Annotated in this window: 17 protein-coding genes; 8 read left to right on the plus strand and 9 right to left on the minus strand. The window is 46.0% G+C overall.

Going from position 1 to position 17,607, the window contains the following annotated elements:
• Nucleotides 1-24: 24 nt before the first annotated feature.
• The 3 genes from H6G17_RS11825 to H6G17_RS11835 all read right to left on the minus strand — a co-directional run bounded on the left by H6G17_RS11825 (nt 25) and on the right by H6G17_RS11835 (nt 4,846).
• Nucleotides 25-1,395: an efflux RND transporter periplasmic adaptor subunit gene (locus H6G17_RS11825; RefSeq protein WP_192157287.1), complete on the minus strand. Its 1,371-nt coding sequence runs from the start codon at nt 1,393-1,395 to the stop codon at nt 25-27.
• 805 nt (nt 1,396-2,200) lie between these two features.
• A complete protein-coding gene (locus tag H6G17_RS11830; protein ID WP_192157289.1) occupies nt 2,201-3,418 on the minus strand; it encodes an ABC transporter permease in 1,218 nt (405 codons plus the stop codon).
• Between the two features lie 105 nt (nt 3,419-3,523).
• Nucleotides 3,524-4,846: an efflux RND transporter periplasmic adaptor subunit gene (locus tag H6G17_RS11835; RefSeq protein WP_192157291.1), complete on the minus strand. Its 1,323-nt coding sequence runs from the start codon at nt 4,844-4,846 to the stop codon at nt 3,524-3,526.
• 142 nt (nt 4,847-4,988) lie between these two features.
• Between H6G17_RS11835 and H6G17_RS34050 the strand changes: the two genes are divergently transcribed.
• Nucleotides 4,989-5,120 carry a hypothetical protein gene (locus tag H6G17_RS34050; protein ID WP_277875985.1) on the plus strand — a complete coding sequence of 44 codons (132 nt, stop codon included), beginning with the start codon at nt 4,989-4,991 and terminating at the stop codon, nt 5,118-5,120.
• Between the two features lie 146 nt (nt 5,121-5,266).
• Complete coding sequence (locus H6G17_RS11840) at nt 5,267-6,163, plus strand: tetratricopeptide repeat protein (RefSeq protein WP_192157293.1); 897 nt, start codon at nt 5,267-5,269, stop codon at nt 6,161-6,163.
• Between the two features lie 47 nt (nt 6,164-6,210).
• Here the strand turns inward: H6G17_RS11840 and H6G17_RS11845 are convergent, their stop codons facing one another.
• The 4 genes from H6G17_RS11845 to H6G17_RS11860 form a co-directional block, all read right to left on the minus strand.
• Entirely contained in the window at nt 6,211-6,879 is a 669-nt protein-coding gene (locus tag H6G17_RS11845) for a glycine zipper domain-containing protein (protein ID WP_192157295.1), read from the minus strand.
• 216 nt (nt 6,880-7,095) lie between these two features.
• The gene (locus tag H6G17_RS11850; RefSeq protein ID WP_192157297.1) at nt 7,096-7,482 is read right to left on the minus strand and encodes a hypothetical protein; all 387 of its coding nucleotides are present in this window, start codon (nt 7,480-7,482) and stop codon (nt 7,096-7,098) included.
• Complete coding sequence (locus tag H6G17_RS11855; RefSeq protein WP_192157299.1) at nt 7,479-8,369, minus strand: TIGR02587 family membrane protein; 891 nt, start codon at nt 8,367-8,369, stop codon at nt 7,479-7,481. The genes H6G17_RS11850 and H6G17_RS11855 overlap by 4 nt, the downstream gene beginning before the upstream one ends.
• Nucleotides 8,370-8,541: 172 nt before the next feature.
• Nucleotides 8,542-10,827 carry a transglycosylase domain-containing protein gene (locus H6G17_RS11860; protein WP_192157301.1) on the minus strand — a complete coding sequence of 762 codons (2,286 nt, stop codon included), beginning with the start codon at nt 10,825-10,827 and terminating at the stop codon, nt 8,542-8,544.
• A 107-nt stretch (nt 10,828-10,934) separates the two neighbouring features.
• Between H6G17_RS11860 and H6G17_RS11865 the strand changes: the two genes are divergently transcribed.
• Both H6G17_RS11865 and H6G17_RS11870 read left to right on the plus strand, forming a co-directional pair.
• Nucleotides 10,935-11,072 (plus strand): hypothetical protein, encoded by a 138-nt coding sequence (locus H6G17_RS11865; protein WP_192157303.1) that lies wholly within the window; start codon nt 10,935-10,937, stop codon nt 11,070-11,072.
• Between the two features lie 213 nt (nt 11,073-11,285).
• Nucleotides 11,286-11,873: a hypothetical protein gene (locus H6G17_RS11870; RefSeq protein WP_192157305.1), complete on the plus strand. Its 588-nt coding sequence runs from the start codon at nt 11,286-11,288 to the stop codon at nt 11,871-11,873.
• 95 nt (nt 11,874-11,968) lie between these two features.
• Here H6G17_RS11870 and lspA read toward each other — a convergent pair whose 3' ends face one another.
• Together lspA and H6G17_RS11880 are read right to left on the minus strand one after the other, a co-directional pair.
• Nucleotides 11,969-12,436, minus strand: coding sequence for a signal peptidase II (gene lspA, locus H6G17_RS11875; protein ID WP_106547790.1), 468 nt, complete (start codon nt 12,434-12,436; stop codon nt 11,969-11,971).
• Nucleotides 12,437-12,542: 106 nt separating this feature from the next.
• Nucleotides 12,543-13,130, minus strand: a complete 588-nt coding sequence (locus tag H6G17_RS11880) for a biotin transporter BioY (protein WP_192157307.1) — start codon at nt 13,128-13,130, stop codon at nt 12,543-12,545.
• A 413-nt stretch (nt 13,131-13,543) separates the two neighbouring features.
• Between H6G17_RS11880 and H6G17_RS11885 the strand changes: the two genes are divergently transcribed.
• From H6G17_RS11885 to pstB, 4 genes are all read left to right on the plus strand, one after another.
• Nucleotides 13,544-14,626, plus strand: coding sequence for a PstS family phosphate ABC transporter substrate-binding protein (locus H6G17_RS11885; RefSeq protein ID WP_192157309.1), 1,083 nt, complete (start codon nt 13,544-13,546; stop codon nt 14,624-14,626).
• 143 nt (nt 14,627-14,769) lie between these two features.
• Complete coding sequence (pstC, locus tag H6G17_RS11890) at nt 14,770-15,702, plus strand: phosphate ABC transporter permease subunit PstC (RefSeq protein WP_192157311.1); 933 nt, start codon at nt 14,770-14,772, stop codon at nt 15,700-15,702.
• On the plus strand, nt 15,699-16,634 hold the full coding sequence (gene pstA, locus H6G17_RS11895; RefSeq protein WP_192157313.1) for a phosphate ABC transporter permease PstA: 936 nt from the start codon (nt 15,699-15,701) through the stop codon (nt 16,632-16,634). The genes pstC and pstA overlap by 4 nt, the downstream gene beginning before the upstream one ends.
• A 63-nt stretch (nt 16,635-16,697) precedes the next feature.
• A complete protein-coding gene (pstB, locus tag H6G17_RS11900; RefSeq protein ID WP_192157315.1) occupies nt 16,698-17,501 on the plus strand; it encodes a phosphate ABC transporter ATP-binding protein PstB in 804 nt (267 codons plus the stop codon).
• The last annotated feature ends 106 nt before the right edge of the window (nt 17,502-17,607 follow it).

Raw genomic sequence — 17,607 nt, forward strand, 5'->3', positions numbered from 1 at the left:
GACAACGCCTACCACAGCTTACTCCTAGCTCCTAGACTCTTCATCTACGCCAGGAATGGCTTGACCGGGGGGAGGGGTAATCAGGACGCGATCGCCTCGATTCACGCCTTCAAGCACTTGAGCGTGAGTGCTGCTACTCGCGCCTAGAGCAACTTCGCGAAATTCGATCTGTCCTTCTCGATCTGGCATAAATACCCCTGTTTGACCGTTTTTCTTGGTGACAACTGCTGTCAGGGGTACGACAACTGCATCTTTAATTTTGTCGCTAAGGAAGGTGAGTTTGATATTCATGCCTGATTTGAGCTGGTTTTGCCCTGTTTGCAGGCTCACTTTGACGCGAAAGGAGGTGACGTTATCTTCCCTAATTGCTCTGGGTGCGATCGTGCGGACGCGACCTTTAAAGGTTTTATTGTAGGCATCGGAACGGATTTCTACTGGCTGATTGGGGGTAATCCGCGCAATGCTGGATTCTGGGATTTTAGCTTCTACTTCTAAACCGCTAGAGAGTTCGGCGATCGATGCGGAAGTAGCGCCATCCGAGGAAGAAGCAGATGTTGTGGGAGTTACGAAGTCGCCTTGTTGAGCGTAGCGGCGCGTGATCGTGCCTGCAAAAGGAGCGCGGACTAAAGTGTTTGATAGTTGAGTTTGGTAGTACTTCAGTTGGGCTTCGGCTTGAGCGACTTCGGCTTCAGCTTGGGTAATTTCTTCGCTACGATACCCCTTCTTTCGCAGTGTCAACTCGTGTTTGGCGACTGCTAAACTCGCGATCGCCCGGTCGAGGTTTTCCCTAGCTGTACGTTCTTCTGTCAAAGCTTGGTCTAAGTCGTCGCGAGAAATTGCCCCTTCTTTCGCTGGTTTGAGTTTGCGCTGCACGCTTTCCCGATGCAGCGTTAACTGCGATTTCGCTTCTCGGACTTGGGCTTCATTTTCTGCTAATTCAGCTCTAGCCTGGTCGATTTCTTCGGGACGATTGCCAGTCTGCTTTTTCGCTAGTTCTGCCTTAGCTTTTGCCAAGCCTGCTTGATATTGTTTAACTTGTGCCTGAAATTCTTCGTTGTCCATCCGGGCGATGAGCGTACCCTTTTTCACCTGAGAGCCTTCATCGACGTACAATTCCTCAATTCGCCCTGCATCTTTAGGACTGAGATTAATTTTTCTGACTGCCTGAACTAGACCATTGGCTTTTATTTGAACTTTTAAGTCTTGAGATTCGACCATTACTGTTTGGAGACTGGCAAGGTCGATTTCAGGGGTTTGGGTACGGGCGATCGCAAAAGTAACAGCAGCACTGCCCAGCAATCCCAATGTCATGAATCCTGCCAACCACGACTTACGGCGCTTAGCTTTTCCGAATGGCAAGGATACGGCTTTATTTGGCGCTTCAGGGTTAATCATAGATAAATAGTTTATGGTTTATGGTCTATAGAATTTAGTTTTTATATTCAGTAAATATTCAGTTTTCTAGTGTCCGCTTGCAGCACGTAACAGCATGACAAAGTAAAAGGCTACTGGCGAGCATGTCAGATTTGCGGAATTGGCACGACAACTTTTGCCAAGGGCAGGTACTTACTCCCAAACTTTAGCAGTTGGGCGATCGCAGCCATCAGTGATAGACACGCCTCTACCTTACCTCAAGGTTCTGGTTCGATCCAGGTTGAGTGTGCCGAATAATTCACTAAATTTTGCTAGAGTTTGAGTCGCGATCGCCTATTTGAAGATATTTTGACCTGAAGTTATTTGCTGTTGACAGCCACTCCCACCTCGCTATAGTCATCTCTACTATTGACTACAGCCATAATTCCAGGGATTTGTCACGGTCAGCATGATGCTGTCGTTTATTTTAGAAAATTTTAATTAACGCTCAAATTTTTTATTATCTTTTGCGATCGAGTATCAACAAAACTATAGCCAATCTCACAATTATTAACATGTCAACCCAATTTGAGTCGGAAAATCTCGTTGGGGTTGTCATTGGTCATTGGTCATTAATCATTTGTTATTGGTATGTACACTAACAACCGCTCGAGCGAGTTGCTGCGTCTTGGCTAATCTAGATCGCTAACCTATTAGACACAAACGACGGATCGAGCAGAAAAAGTGTTCCCATCGAAAACTACTCCCTTGTTCCCCCTTGTCCCCCTTGTCCCAATTTTGAATGCGTGAATTTTGAATTTTGTCCCCCTTGTTCTCTCCTCCCCAATCAAGCGCTTCTCAAAGCAACTATCGGATCGAGTTGGGCAGCACGACGGGCAGGAACGACACCAAAGACAACGCCAATCCCTCCAGAGATGCTGACAGCCAAAGCAATTGCTACAGGTGAAATTCCTGCTTGAAAGGGAGTAAACGCACCAATTAGTAGGATACCACCTGCACCCAAGGCAGTTCCCACGATGCCACCAGCTGCCGACAATATGACAGCTTCAATCAGAAATTGAATCAAAACGTCGTGCTGGGTAGCGCCCAAAGCTTTACGCAAGCCAATTTCTTGCGTGCGTTCGGTAACGGAAACGAGCATGATATTCATGACCCCGATGCCACCCACGAATAAAGAAATTCCGGCGATCGCTGCTAGCATGACCGTTAAAGCACTCGTTACAGTCCCCGCAATTTCTAGTACATCCTTTTGACTTTGGACGCTAAAATCGTCTTCTCTAGTCACTTTGTGTCGCAACCGTAGTAAGTTTTGAATTTGAAATTGAGCCGCCTCTACACTGGCATCGCTTTTTGCTGAAATTGAAATAAAAGTGAGACTCACTCCATAAGGAGAATTTTCACCGACGATGCGGCTTGCCATAGTTGTAATTGGTAGCAACGCGCTATCGTCATAGTTGGTTCCCAAGACAGATCCCTTTGATTCCATCACGCCAATCACTAAAAAGCGCACGTCTTTAATGCGGACGTATTTACCAATTGGATCTTGGTTGATAAATAACCGTTTTGCTAAATCCGAACCCAAAGCAACAACTTGATTATTTCGCTTCACATCAAGCTGAGTAAAAAATCGTCCTTTTTCTGGATTGAAGTTACGAACAGCAGTATATTCTGGAGTCGTACCGACAACTGAACTATAAGTATTTTTGTTGCGATACGTGACTAATTCTCTTGACTGAAGCTGAGGCGCGACTTTAGCCACTGTCGGTACTTGGGCAGCGATCGCTTTTGCATCTTCTAAAACTAAAGTTTTTGGCAAATCCACCGTCGTTCTTTGAGCATCCCGATTACCTGGAATGACAAATAAAACATTAGTTCCTAAAGATTCAAATTGTTCGGCAACAAATCTTTGCGCCCCTTGTCCAATTCCCACCATTGCAATTACCGAAGCATTGCCGATGACGATTCCTAACATAGTTAAGGCACTACGCAACTTATTAGATAGCAGCGTTTTCGTTGCCATCTTGCCACTTTCTAAAACATCCATTTTCAGTTATTAGTTAACAGGGAGCAGGGAACGCACGAGCAGGGAGTAGGGAGCGCACGAGCAGGGAAGATAACTTTTTTCACGCACCACGCACCACTTTCTTTACTACTCAGTTTCTTGTTCTGGTTGTTGGTTTTTTGGTAGGTCGAGGAAAACGCGATCGCCTTGTTTTAAACCTTGTAAGATTTGCGTCTGGTCTTGAATACTAGAGCCAATTGTGACCGGACGAAATTCAGGTTTGTTCTTTTCTCCTGGGACTAGAACCCCAGTTTTACCTTGTTGAGTGACAATCGATACTGTGGGTACGACTAAGGCATCGTTGAGATTTTGACCCAAGAATGTTAAGTCTACATTCATCCCAGATAGTAATTTATCCAGACCGGAATCGAGTGCAACTCGAACTTGAAAAGAAGTGACGTTCTGATCGACAACGGCTTCGGGAGCAACCAAACGGACGTGACCTTTGAAAACGCGATCGGGATAAGAATCAGCTACAATTTCAACTTGCTGTCCCGATTTAATTTGTCCAACATCAACTTCTGGAACTTCTGCCAAAACTTCCAAACCTTTGGCCAGCACGACAATCGAAGTTGAGTTGGCTAGCGATGAATTCGAGCTAGACGTGCCGCTAGATGCCGAAGTTGTGGGGGTGACAAAAGCTCCTTCTGAAGCATTCTTTTGCGTCACCAAACCCGTAAAGGGAGCGCGAATAATTGTATCGTTGAGCTTAACTTGAAGAGCTTGTAACTCACCTTGAGCTGCTTGCACGACTGCTTGGCGTTGGGTTATTTCTTCTGGACGACTACCGCTTTTTAGCAGCGATAGCTGGCGTTGTGCTTCCCGTAGGTTAGCTTGAGCGCTTTGGCTTTCACTCACATATTGATCTAACTCGTTTTGGGCGATCGCACCTTGTTGCGTTAATCTCCGATAACGTTCTAGTTTTTCCCGTGCGAAGTTTGCTCTAGCTTGGGCTGCATCTACCTGAGCTTGAGCGCGCTCGATTTCTTGTATGCGATTTCCCGCACGGGCTTGCGCTAATTCAGCTTGGGCTTGAGCGAGTTTGGCACGTACTTGGATCAGTTGCGCTTGCAAGTCAGCATCATCCATTTTGGCAATAATCTGTCCGGCTTGGACGCGATCGCCCTGTTCTACTAATAAATTCTTCAGCACTCCTGCTACTTTAGGGCTGACGTTGACACTTTGGATCGGTACGACTTTGCCGCTAGCATTAATTCGCAGTGTCAAGTCTCTAGCTTCAACAGGTACGGTTAACTTAGCTAGATCGATCTTGGGCGTTGAGCGATCCACAATGACATAAGTTGCAGAACCAGCCACTACGACACCAGCAGCCACTAGTCCAACAAGCCATCGTACTGGATGCTTGATTTTACCAATCAGGGGAAGTTCTATAGGCTGGGTAGCGGTCATATTAGGAGCGAGGGGTGAGGGATAAGGGAAGAAGCAAGCAAAATTTATTAGGTGCAAGTCATAAATCATTTATATGCCTGCGCATTTGCCGCACTATCTTGCTGATATTGTTCCCAGTAATAAAGAAGCATCAATAACTAAAATGTTTCGTACACTTATTATCGTAACGACTGTTACCGTGCGATTATCTCTAGCAAAAGGGCGATCGCTCCCTACGGAAATTAGGGTTATCCGCTCTTTTGTGGGAGACGAGGGAGCAGGGAGCAGGGAGTAGGGAGCAGAGGGAGAAAGAAATTTAAAATCTCCACATCCCACACCCTATTTACTAGTCACTAGTCAGCAGCCACTCACTACTCACTCGTCGCTAGTATGGTTTAAGCTAGCTGAAGGTTATGTTGCAAGATAATTGAGGCGTGTACCGTGCCAAGTCGTAAATCCTGGCTGTCTTTACTGGTGATTTTGGGTTTAGGGAGTGTAGCTCCCCCTGCACTGGGGCAGGCACTCGTTCCACATACGCTACAACTCGATTCAGCTCAGTTGGAGCGACAGGGATTGAGTTTGGCGCAGGAGGCTGCTCAGTTAGCGCAGTTTCAACAGTTTGAAATGGCTGTACCGAGGGCGCGACTGGCAACTCAGTTAGCTCCTAAAAACTATATGGCTTGGTTGCTCTTAGGGGGTTTGTACTTACAGACAAACAAATATAACGAGTCGATCGCGGCTCTGAATAAAGCGCAGGCGTTAGCTCCCCAAAACCCTTCCGTGTTGTTTGCGATGGGTTCGGCGCACTTTCAAAAAGGCAATTACAAAGCAGCAATAGATAGTCTGCAAGCTGGCTTGAAACTCAAACCAAACGATAAGGAAGCATTGTTCGATCTGGGAAATTCTTACTACAAAGTCGGGCAATTACCAGATGCGATCGCTCAATATGACAAAGCAATTGCTTTAGATAAAAAGTTTTGGCCTGCTATTAATAATATCGGCTTAATTCAATACGAACAGGGCAATATAGATGAGGCAATGGAGCAATGGCAAGCAGCTTTAGCTGTTGACAAGCAAGCCGCAGAACCCCAACTGGCAATGGCAGTTGCTTTATACAGCCAAGGTGAACAAGCAAGAGGATTGCAATTGGGAACGGCAGCCTTAAAAATTGATAGTCGCTATGGTGACTTGGAATTTCTCAGACAAAATTTGTGGGGCGATCGCTTGTTAGCTGATACAAAAAAACTGTTAGATAATCCTAAAATTCAAGCCACAATTGAGGAACGCCAAGAGCAACAGCAGCAAGAGACTTCTCCGATTCAACTTTCTCCACAATAATTGCTGTTGTAGAGAGGTTTCATAAAACGTCTCTACAATTCTTCTCTTTAATAGCGATCGACTGTCAAACTAGAATCCAAAATCAGATCTAAGTCGGTGTCAGGGTTAATGACAACTACATCAGCTTTTTTACGTCCTAGCACAGCGCCACCCGCAGCACCGACTCCCGTACCGATTAATACCTCTCCGGTAGAAATGCGACGATTGCCTGTTAGTCCGCCTAAAGCTGCACCAGCGGCAGCTCCCACAACTGCACCTTTGAGAATCGATCCCGTACTTACTCCCCTACGCAGCTGGGTAGTTTCAATCACATCAGAGGAAGCATCAATTGATTGCCGTCTGCCATCATCAATAATTAAATTTCTGGCAATAAATTGAGAACCACCATCAGCAGGAACGAGTTCGCCTTCAATTAAACTTCCATCTGGAATTAACACTGTACCGTTGCGGTTGGTAACGTTGGCAGCTACCGTAAGAGTTAAGCGCATCCTCTCTTTCGGACTAATAACGATTTTTTCGGCTTCGTCATAGCGCACGGGAATTCTTGCCCCAGCCCGAATAGTCGTGCGATCGCTAATCCTACTACTTCCTGGCGACGATGGAAACACCTGAGCCGTTGCTGGAGCTGTCATTACCATTGGTAGAGTAGCGCTAGTACCAATAGATAAAGCCATAAGAAAAGCTGTCCCTGTCTGCCAGGGCTTAAAAGTAAGCATATACTTATTCCTCTCCGCTATATATTGCTAAATCTGTTAAATAACAAGACTTGCGAAAGAATCATAAGGTTCCAAAGTCAGTTATCAGTTGTCAGTTATTAGTGACTTTTAACTTTTGACTTTTGACTTCTGTACGGGCGGGTTTTGACTCTTAATTTCCTGTCTCAGTTGTATATCTATCTGCTAAACCCGTCCCTACAACTTACGACTTGATATTTATGGTTTTTCAAATCCCAGTACCCGTGCTTCAATTTGTTCTACGGTTCGAGGATCGGTTTGAAATGTTACCCAGCCTCGACGAGTTGAATGGCGAGGAAGGAAAGCAATTTCAAATTCGGCAGTTTCTGCTTCTCTACCATCGCTGTTAAGCGTCACTTCGATTTGTACGGTTTCTGCTGTTTCGTCGCCGCGATTTGTAGCAGTGACGGGAACGATAAAGCGATCGCTTTGCGGTTGAGGTTGACCGAGTTGTAGTTCGATATTTGGTGGAGTTTCACCTAAAGTTGCACCGTCATAAACTATGTAACCCAGCGTAAATAATACGAGAATGAGACTAATAACAAAAACAATCCACTCTAACCAATTTTTTTCTAGTTTTTTCATTGCAACAATAGCCTCCCAGCAGAAGCCCCCAAAGTAGAAGCGACTCCTAAAACAACGATTTGAGCTAGACAAATGAAGAGAGTTGTATCGTCAAAGCGTCCGAAAAACCAGAGAATAGCCGCAGCTGCAAATAGAGCGATCGCGTAAGTGATAACCGCACCAAATAAAATATTTTTAATTCCCCTGATCTGGCTGAAGCGCTGGGAACCAGTAAAGTCACTATAAAACAGAATTAGCACGGCAAATAAGATTGAGAGTAAGGCAAGTCCTAGCAGTCGTGCTGTAGAAGCCTCAATTGCAATAACAATAATTTCTTCTGTAGGAGCGAGGTTAGCAGCAAATAATACCGAGCCACATAAGGCGATCGCAATTTGTCCGCCAAAATCGCCTTCGCCATCTGCCAAAAAGGGTACGGGACTAGAACTAGGTTGGGAATCTTCTCCTTTCATTCCCGTATCGCTTTCTTGCTTGCCTCCTCCTCCTAATTGGGCAGTACCGATAGATACACCAATAGCAACAGTCATAGCTTCTACAACGATTTTCCCACCGATCTCTGTCAGATTCATATCGGTGTTAATTTGTCCTAACAGCCACAGCATGACGGCAGCAACAACCAATCCTATACCCATTTCCTCCACGGAATCGATCGCGACTTCTAACGCACCAGCAGATCTGCGCAAGCCTGCATAGCGGTTGTATGCCAAGAGCAGCGTAAAAGTAGCCAGCACGTAAATTAACAAGCGTACGGGATGGACGATAAAGCCAGCCCACCAAACTTCCATCGTGTACAACAGGGGTAAACTAAACAACAGTCCCCCAGTAATGCCTCTGAGGTACTCTTGTAGCGACTTAGCAAGCGATCGCTCTAGTTTTAGCCGACGATTCATACTTATCGGGCTAATCAGCCTTTTTTGTGTTTTACATCACAATTCTCTCAGTTATTTAGCTACTTCATGAGAGCTGAAAGTTAGATTTTTGACCGATAATTATGTTTGTAGGGGCGAACGGCTGTGCGCCCCTATTGGTGTGCGCCCCAGATGTGCGCCCTCAAGAACGTTATTAGCGCACCACTTCTCGCATATAACTGCCCCACAAACGCGCCGCCTGCACGCCATAACCAGACACAGGCGCATTATTATCATTTCCCAACCATACCCCCGTCACGAGTTTTTCTCTGGTCAGAAACCCAATAAACCAAAGGTCAAAATTTTGATTTCTGGCTGCTAAACCACTCGTACCCGTTTTCCCAGCTTCCTCACCCAATCCGATATTTGCTGCCGTACCAGTACCGCGTTCTACCACTCCGCGTAGCATGGAAGTTACCGTCTGGGCTACTCCTGGGCTAAGTATCCGCCGATTTGTGGTTTGGGTGCGATTGTAAGCATAAATCTCGCGACAGGTTTTCAAGTCTTGGCGATCGCCACAGTCGCTACTATCTAATATCCTCATAATCAGATGAGGACGGTTCCACACGCCATCATTCGCGATCGCGCTGTATGCTCCGGTCATTTCAAGTAAATTGGTTTCGCTTTGTCCTAAGACTAAGCCTGGAACTGGTTGCAAGGGCGACTGAATTCCCAGTCTTTGCGCCATCCGCATAATACTATCTAGTCCGACATCTTGAGCAACTCGCAGGGCAATCGGGTTTTCCGATAGGGCTAACCCCGTCGCTACATCTAGCTCGTCACTGCCGCGAACGCAGCCGCGAAATCGCTGTCCTTGCCAAGATACAGGCGCACAAGAATAATATTTACTAGGGGAAATTCCTTTTTCGATCGCCGCCGCATAAGTAAAAAGTTTAAAAGCCGAACCGGGTTGGCGCTGAGCTTGAGTCACTCGGTTGAACTGACTAGTTTTGTAATCAGTGCCTCCCACCATCGCCAGCACTGCACCAGTACTAGCATCGAGGGTGATCGCTGCCCCTTGGGAATAGCCGATACTTGCTCCAGCTTGCCGTACCGAGTTGCGTAAAGCTTCTTCTGCTTTTGCTTGCATATTTGGATCGAGCTGGGTTTCAACGATATAATTGCCTTCCGCTGCTAGTTCTTTGCCTAAAATTGCTTGCAGTTCTTGAAAGACAGCGTTGTAAAAGTATGGCGCAATTGTATTGGCTTGGGCTTCACAGACGCGAGAACTCACTTCAATTTGCGATCGCCGCGCCCGATTTGCTTCTTCTGTTGTCACCATTCCTTGCGCCAACATCCGACTAATAACGCGGTTGCGGTATTCAATTGCTTTTTGGTTGCTGCGCACGTCACCGCAAAAATTAAATCCGTTGGGAGAGGGTAAAATTCCCACTAAAGTCGCAGCTTCCGAAAGATTGAGTTCCTTGGCTGATTTATCAAAATAGAATCGCGCTGCATCTTCAAAGCCGTATGTATCCGCTCCCAGAAAGACGCGGTTGAGATACATGAGTAGAATAAAATCTTTGCTATAAAACGTTTCCAGCTTCAGCGCCACCACTGCCTCGCGCAACTTCCGTCCTAACGAGTCCTCTGCGCCTACGTAAGTGCGAAATATACTCCGCGATACCTGTTGGGTGACAGTACTTGCCCCTTGCTCGAATTCTCGGCTACCGACGTTGACGACCGTGGCGCGTAAAATTCCGATGGGATCAACGCCAAAATGCCAGTAATAGCGGCTGTCTTCTGAAGCGATGATAGCTTTGGGCAGATAAGTCGAAAAGTCCCGCAAGCTTTTCAAATCTGTATGTGCCGTACTGCGAGGTTGACGCAGCATCGTTTCTCCATCGCGGGCAAAAACGATCGTTGGACCCCCAGTTGCAGCAGGTAAAGGAGTGACAGAAAACTTCGTCCACTCGTACCCTACAACGATCGCCAGCAATGCCGTCACACCACCAATCCCACCTGCCACCCATTGCAGCGTGCGGACATATTGAGGTGGAGGATTATGGAATTTTATCCGCACGGCAGCGGCAAGTTCTGGGGGTCCAAGAGTGAAAACGTCACCGTGATGAAGTTCGATCGCGGCAACGCGGCGCTTACCCCAGTAAATGCCATTCGTAGAATTTTCATCCCGCAGGACGAAGGGCGATCGCCTCTTGCTACTATCTCTAGCTAACGACAGATGAATTTGGCTGACAACAGGGTTGCGAACGACAATATCGCAAGATTTAGCACTGCGTCCGATCAAATAGCGATCGCCTAGTAGAGGGTAAGTCTCTGCTTTGTCTGTCCCCGCATCCTGTATCCACAATTCGGCAACTCTGGCGTTTGGCTTCAGGGCAAGCCCTGGAATCTGCACTTTAGCTTGAAGCGTTTTGACTACCTGAGTTGCTCGACTGAGCAATGTTTGCGGTTTTCGCGGTGGCTGGGGAGGGGTCATGTTCTACTCAGGCAGCAGGAATTAATTTTTTTAGCGTTGGCAGAAATTCTATCTATTATGCCAAATCTAGCGATTATCATCGATCGTCGAGCGTGAGCAAGTCTCTGGTGAATTGTAGCTGGCAGTTCAATTGCGATCGGCGATCGCTAGTCACTGCTCGCTACTTGCTGTCTTCGATCTTTCTCAATAACACAACGACTGCTACGGATTACGATCGCGATCGCTTCTGCTACCATTCTACTTAGCAGGTAAAACATCTCTGACTTTCTACGCAGACTTACTTTAACGCATTTATAGTGCTTCTAAATATGTATATCTGCTTGGCAAACAAGTTTTGATTGAGTCGGTTTCCTTTGAAAATTTATTATATATCTTGACTTTTCATAGGGAATATGGTAGCATTTAACGAAATTTGTTGTTGACTTAATCAGAAATATTTAATCTGAGGTGTGAGTGGGATGAAGATCAAGTTTTTATCACTATTAGGTGCCGCATTTGCACTAACTCTATCGAGCCACGCCGCATTTGCTCAAGAAGCCGCTAAAGAACCCCCAGAGATTAAGCTTTCGGAAGAAGGAAAGAAAATCCTCTGCGAAAAGTTTCCGTTGAATTCTCGTTGTCCTGGTGGTCAGCCTTTAACTGGTGGTGCGCCTACTGGTACTGAAGCAGCTCCCGATGCCACTACTCCCGAGGCTGCACCAGCTCCCGACGCTACTACTCCCGAGACTGCCCCGGCTCCCGATGGTACTATGCCCACCACTCCCGAGACTGCCCCGGCTCCCGATGGTACTATGCCTAGCGATCCTGGTACTGCCCCGGCTCCAGACGGTACTATGCCTAGCGATCCTGGTACTGCCCCAGCTCCCGATGGCACTATGCCCACCACCCCCGAGACTGCCCCGGCTCCAGACGGTACTATGCCTAGCGATCCTGGTACTGCCCCAGCTCCCGATGGCACTATGCCCACCGATCCTGGTACTGCCCCAGCTCCCGATGGTTCTTCACCTACTACACCTGGAACTGAGCCAGCTCCTACAACTCCCTAATTTGAGTTGGTAAAAGCAGGCATTTGTTAGCAATCTTAATGCTGTGATATTTAGTATGTAGAGACGTTACATATAATGTCTCTACATTTTTTTGTTTATCGCAATCTTTTAAGAGTAGAAACTTTTGGCAAACTTGCAATTAGGATGCAGACAATACCCAAATTGATCGACACATCTGCCAGGTTAAAAACAGGAAATCCAATTAGCCGAAAATCTAAGAAATCTACCACGTAACCCGCAAAAAAGCGATCGATCCCGTTGCCTAACGCTCCTCCCAAAATGAAACCATAACCCCATTGTTCCAGAGGTTTCATTGGCGGACCAAAATAAGCCCACGCAATTAACAGCAAACTCACTATCAGAGATAGCCAGCGTAACCAACCCACTTCGCCAGCAAACAAACTGAAGGCAGCACCAGTGTTTGTCACATAGGTGAAATGAAACACATTAGACCAAATTGGGTAAGTTTCACCTAAGTCAAAACTTTGTACCACCCAGAATTTAGTTAACTGGTCTAAGATAAAACTGGCGATCGCTGCCATCCAGAAACGGCGATTTTTCATAATTTAGTCATTGGTAAATGATAAGCGACTAGTGGCTAGAGGTTGGTGGTTAGATTCTTCTTCCAGTCTATCCACTAGTCACCAGTCACTAGTCACTGACAAATGACTAATAAAACATTATCAGTCTCCAGCCATAAGCAATAATAGAGACAGCACAAACTACAGCTAGTTGTCCTGGGAGAGGATACCAAGAATACTGAAGTATAGGTTGAATTATAGATTGAGCTTGCGTGCTTGCCCAGTGGAAAATTTGGCTAAGCAACAAATATGCTAAACCGCAGAGGTGAATTATCAGCAAGCCACCTAGACAGCTACCAGCAAGACTCTCTAGTTTCATTGCATCTTGCCGAAACGCCAGTAAGCCACAGACCCAAGCCCCAGGAATAAAACCCAATACGTATCCAAAATTCAGTTCTCGCCAGTAGCCAAAACCGCCACCTTGAGCAAATATTGGCAACCAAATCAAGCCGAGCAATAAATAAGCAATTTGGGATAATGCTGCCGCACTTTTGCCACCCAAACAACCTACGAGTAGGACAGCACCAATTTGACAGGTGACACCTAGAGATATTGTCTGTATCCCGCGCTCGTGCCAACTTATCGGCGCACTAGTTATATATGCTTCTACAAAAGTGCCACCAATAGTAAGAAGCAAACCAATCAAGGACCAAAGAAATTGGTTAGGAACAGCCACTAGCGATAAAAGCCAATAATAGAGATTTAGTTGACGCTTTTGTCTGAATGCAGCGCGATCGCAATTTCTGGCGTTGCACTGGCTATATTATCACGTCCATCTAGGCGATTGGTGGAACTCAAAGTTGTATTAAGCTGTCATCTAAATTATCTTTTCCCTTGTGTTGCAGCGCTCCGCAGTTCCAAGGTGCGATCGATGCTATGATAATGGCAATATTTGATACAAATCTGGAAGTGGCAAACTCGGATACAAACCTGGCATTTCAGCACTAGCAAAAGGTGATAATCTACCTAAAGGAATATTTATAGTTACCATTAACCTTCACTTAACTGCCAAGTAATAACATATCTATAGTAAAAGCTCTATACTCCTCTAGGAGTATCCGTGCAAAGATTCCAGAAATAACAAATAGTATGCTTTCTCGCAATATTCGTATAGCATCCCTTACTTCGGCTGTGGTTTTAGTCTTGGGAGTAACTGCTTGTGGCAGTGGTAACCAGACTGCAAGTAACGCACCTGCCTCTCCTCAAGGAGAAGGTGCAAGTCCAGCAGCAAATACTACTACTGGCTCTAATTTATCTGGGACAGTCAAGGTAGACGGCTCCAGCACCGTGTTTCCCATTTCCGAAGCAATGGCAGAGGAATTTCAAAAAGCAAATCCTGGCGTTCAAGTCACGGTAGCTCAGTCTGGTACTGGTGGCGGATTCAAGAAATTCTGCAACAACGAAACAGATATTTCCAATGCTTCCCGTCCGATTAAGGCAGAAGAAGTAGAACTGTGTAAAAAAGGTAACGTTGAATATATCGAGTTACCAGTAGCCTACGATGGTATATCGGTCGTAGTAAACCCGCAAAACAAGTTTGCCCAATGCTTGACGATCGCTGAGTTAAAAAAAATGTGGGAACCAGCAGCTCAAGGTAAAGTCACAACTTGGAATCAAATTCGCCCTGAGTTCCCCAACCAAAAACTAGGGCTTTATGGTCCTGGAACTGATTCTGGTACTTACGATTTCTTCACTAACGCTGTTGTGGGCAAAGAAGGTGAGAGCCGAGGAGACTATACTGCATCTGAGGATGACAATACCTTAGTACAAGGTGTGAGTGCCGATCCTGGTGGGCTTGGCTTCTTTGGTTACGCTTACTACGAGAATAATAAAGATAAGTTGGCATTGGCGAGCATTGACAATGGCAAAGGTTGTATTCAGCCAAGCGCAGAAACAATAGGTAACGGCACTTATCAGCCTCTATCTCGCCCAGAATTCATTTACGTGAAAAAATCTGCGGCAACCCGTCCTGAAGTCCAAGCATTTGTTGATTTCCACTTCGCACCAGAAAATCAAGAACTGGTGTCAGAAGTCGGATACGTACCGCTACCAAACGATTTAGTCAGTCAAGTACAAGCACGCTTTAAAGAAGGTAAGGTAGGCTCTATTTTTGAGGGCAAAGGGTCGCAGACTGGTGTTACCCTTGCAGACCTACTCAAACAAGAGAAATAATAGCCGCGCTTCATAAACAAGGGAGATAAGGAGAAGTCAGAAGTTAGGAGACAGAAGTTGTTTTTCTCCCCCAGCTTTGCAAAACTCTCTTCTCTGCTCCCCGTTTCCCGTTCCCCGTTCCCTGATAATGAGGTATTTCCTGTATGTCTGCCACGTCAACGCCTGAAGGGTCGAGCCTATGGCGACCAAAGCGGGCAGCAAGTAAACGAGTAGAAGCATTAGTGAAAGGCATATTTGCCACGTTTGCTTTTGTCTCAGTCGCCACTACAATCGGCATTGTTTTAACGCTAATTTTTGAGACTGTATCGTTTTTCAGCGAAGTACCAATTTGGCGATTTCTCACCGATCGCGCTTGGACACCATTGTTTGCCAACAAGCAATTTGGCATTATGGTACTGATTAGCGCTACTTTACTCACTTCGGCGATCGCGATCGCCGTCGCCTTACCGATAGGCTTATTAGCTGCTATCTGTTTGAGCGAATATGCTCCCGCGAGAATGCGCCGCTGGCTCAAACCAGCACTGGAAATTTTGGCGGGGGTTCCTACTGTCGTATTCGGTTACTTTGCCCTGCTGACAGTCACGCCTTTTCTACAAAAACTCATTCCTGGCTTACAGGGATTCAACGCCTTAAGTGCTGGATTGATACTTGGTGTTTCAATTATCCCCCTAGTGGCTTCTTTAAGTGAAGATGCAATCTATGCCGTGCCTCGAAGTTTACGCGATGGCGCTTATGCTTTGGGAGCCACCAAACGGGAAACCATTGTTTCTGTAGTTCTCCCAGCTGCCCTTTCTGGAATTGTCGCTTCTTTCATCTTGGCAATTTCTCGCGCGATCGGCGAAACCATGATTGTTACCATCGCCGCCGGACAAAACCCCAGCCTTGGTATTAACCCCCTAGTACCAATCCAAACGATGACAGCCTACATCGTTCAAGTGAGTAAAGGCGATACCCCAGCAGGATCTCTAGCATATAAAACTATTTTTGCTGTGGGCATGACTCTGTTTCTCATCACCCTTGCTTTAAACATTTTTAGTTACTGGTTCGTTCGCCGCTTTCGGGAGAAATACGAATGACTACACCTGCACCCCAACCCATCGACAAAAGCGGCTTTGGCACGACGGGCAAATTCAATGTTTCGTTGTCCAAACGCTATAACTTTGACAAAATCTTTTCTACAGCCGCTTGGGTTGCTACCCTATTTGGCTTGGTCGTTCTTGCCGTTTTACTTGTAGACATCCTGATTGACGGACTCGGACGGATCGATTGGGCTTTTCTCACGAGTTTCTCCTCGCGTCGCGCTGCTGCTGCGGGAATATTAGCTCCCTTAGTCGGTAGTATTTGGCTATTAATTGTCACAGCTTTGGTTGCCTTTCCTTTGGGAGTGGGAGCAGGAATTTACCTGGAGGAATACGCTAAAGATAATTGGTTCACGCGGTTAATTGAGATCAATATCGCTAACCTAGCCGCAGTTCCATCCATTATTTATGGCTTATTGGGATTGCAAATCTTTGTCCGCTGGCTGCAACCGATTACCAACGGACGGAGCGTTCTTGCGGGTGGCTTGACTCTCAGTTTGTTGATCTTACCCATCATCATCATTACCACGCGAGAAGCACTACGGGCAGTTCCAGATAGCTTGCGTCAAGCAGGTTTTGCTTTAGGTGCAACGAGATGGCAAGTGATCCGCGAACACATTTTTCCGATCGCCTTACCAGGTATCCTAACCGGAACAATCTTGGCACTATCTCGCGCTATTGGCGAAACAGCACCTCTGATCGTCATTGGAGCTGTCAGTTATATTGCCTTCTTGCCAGAGTTGTCTCCCAAAGGATTGCAAAGTTCTTTTACAGCACTACCAATTCAAATTTTTGACTGGGTTTCTCGCCCTCAAACGCAATTTCACACTAATGCTGCTGCTGGCATCATCATATTGATGGTCGTGCTGTTAATTATGAATGCTTCAGCAATTTATTTACGCAACAAATTCCAACAAAATCGGCGCTAAGTCTCAAGCTAAAATTGCTTTAGATGCTGCGATTCGCCATATCAACTGTCACGTTCTACCTATATGCTATTTAACACCACAACTACGGCAACCGATACAGTGTTACGAACTGATAATCTATCTGTTTTTTACGGTAATTTCAAAGCAGTGCGAGATGTCAATCTGAACATTTATAAAAATAAAATCACCGCTTTTATCGGACCTTCTGGGTGTGGTAAAAGTACTGTATTGAGGTGCTTCAACCGCTTGAACGATCTGATTCCAGGGGCGCATATTGAAGGTAGAATCACATTTCAAGAAACAGATATTTACGATCGCCGCGTTGACCCAGTAGAACTGCGTCGTCGCATTGGTATGGTATTCCAGAGACCGAACCCCTTTCCCAAATCGATTTATGAAAACATTGCCTTTGGAGCTAGAATTAACGGCTATCAAGGCGATATGGATGAATTAGTCGAACGAGCGATCCGTCAAGCTGCTTTGTGGGATGAAGTCAAAGATAAGCTCAAACAAAGCGGTCTTTCTCTCTCCGGCGGACAGCAGCAAAGGTTGTGTATTGCCCGTGCTTTAGCGATTGAACCAGAAGTTATCTTAATGGACGAACCCTGTTCTGCTCTCGATCCAATTTCGACATTACGGGTAGAAGAATTGCTGATGGAACTGAAAGAGAAATACACGATTATTATCGTTACCCACAACATGCAACAAGCATCGCGGGTATCAGACATGACTGCCTTTTACAACGCTCAAGCTACAGAAAAAGGTGGCAAGATGGGTTATTTGGTAGAATACAATCCCACTGAAGTCATTTTCCAATCTCCCGAACAACAAGCTACGCAAGAATACGTTAGCGGTAGATTTGGTTAAATAATGGTAACGGGTAATGGGTAATGGGTAGTTGGTAGTTGGTGATTGTCTTGTCACTCTAACTTCTAACTTTCCCATCACTACGAGTAAATTTCCTCGCTCTACT

The organism is Chroococcidiopsis sp. [FACHB-1243], from assembly GCF_014696895.1.
Taxonomy (GTDB): domain Bacteria; phylum Cyanobacteriota; class Cyanobacteriia; order Cyanobacteriales; family Chroococcidiopsidaceae; genus Chroococcidiopsis.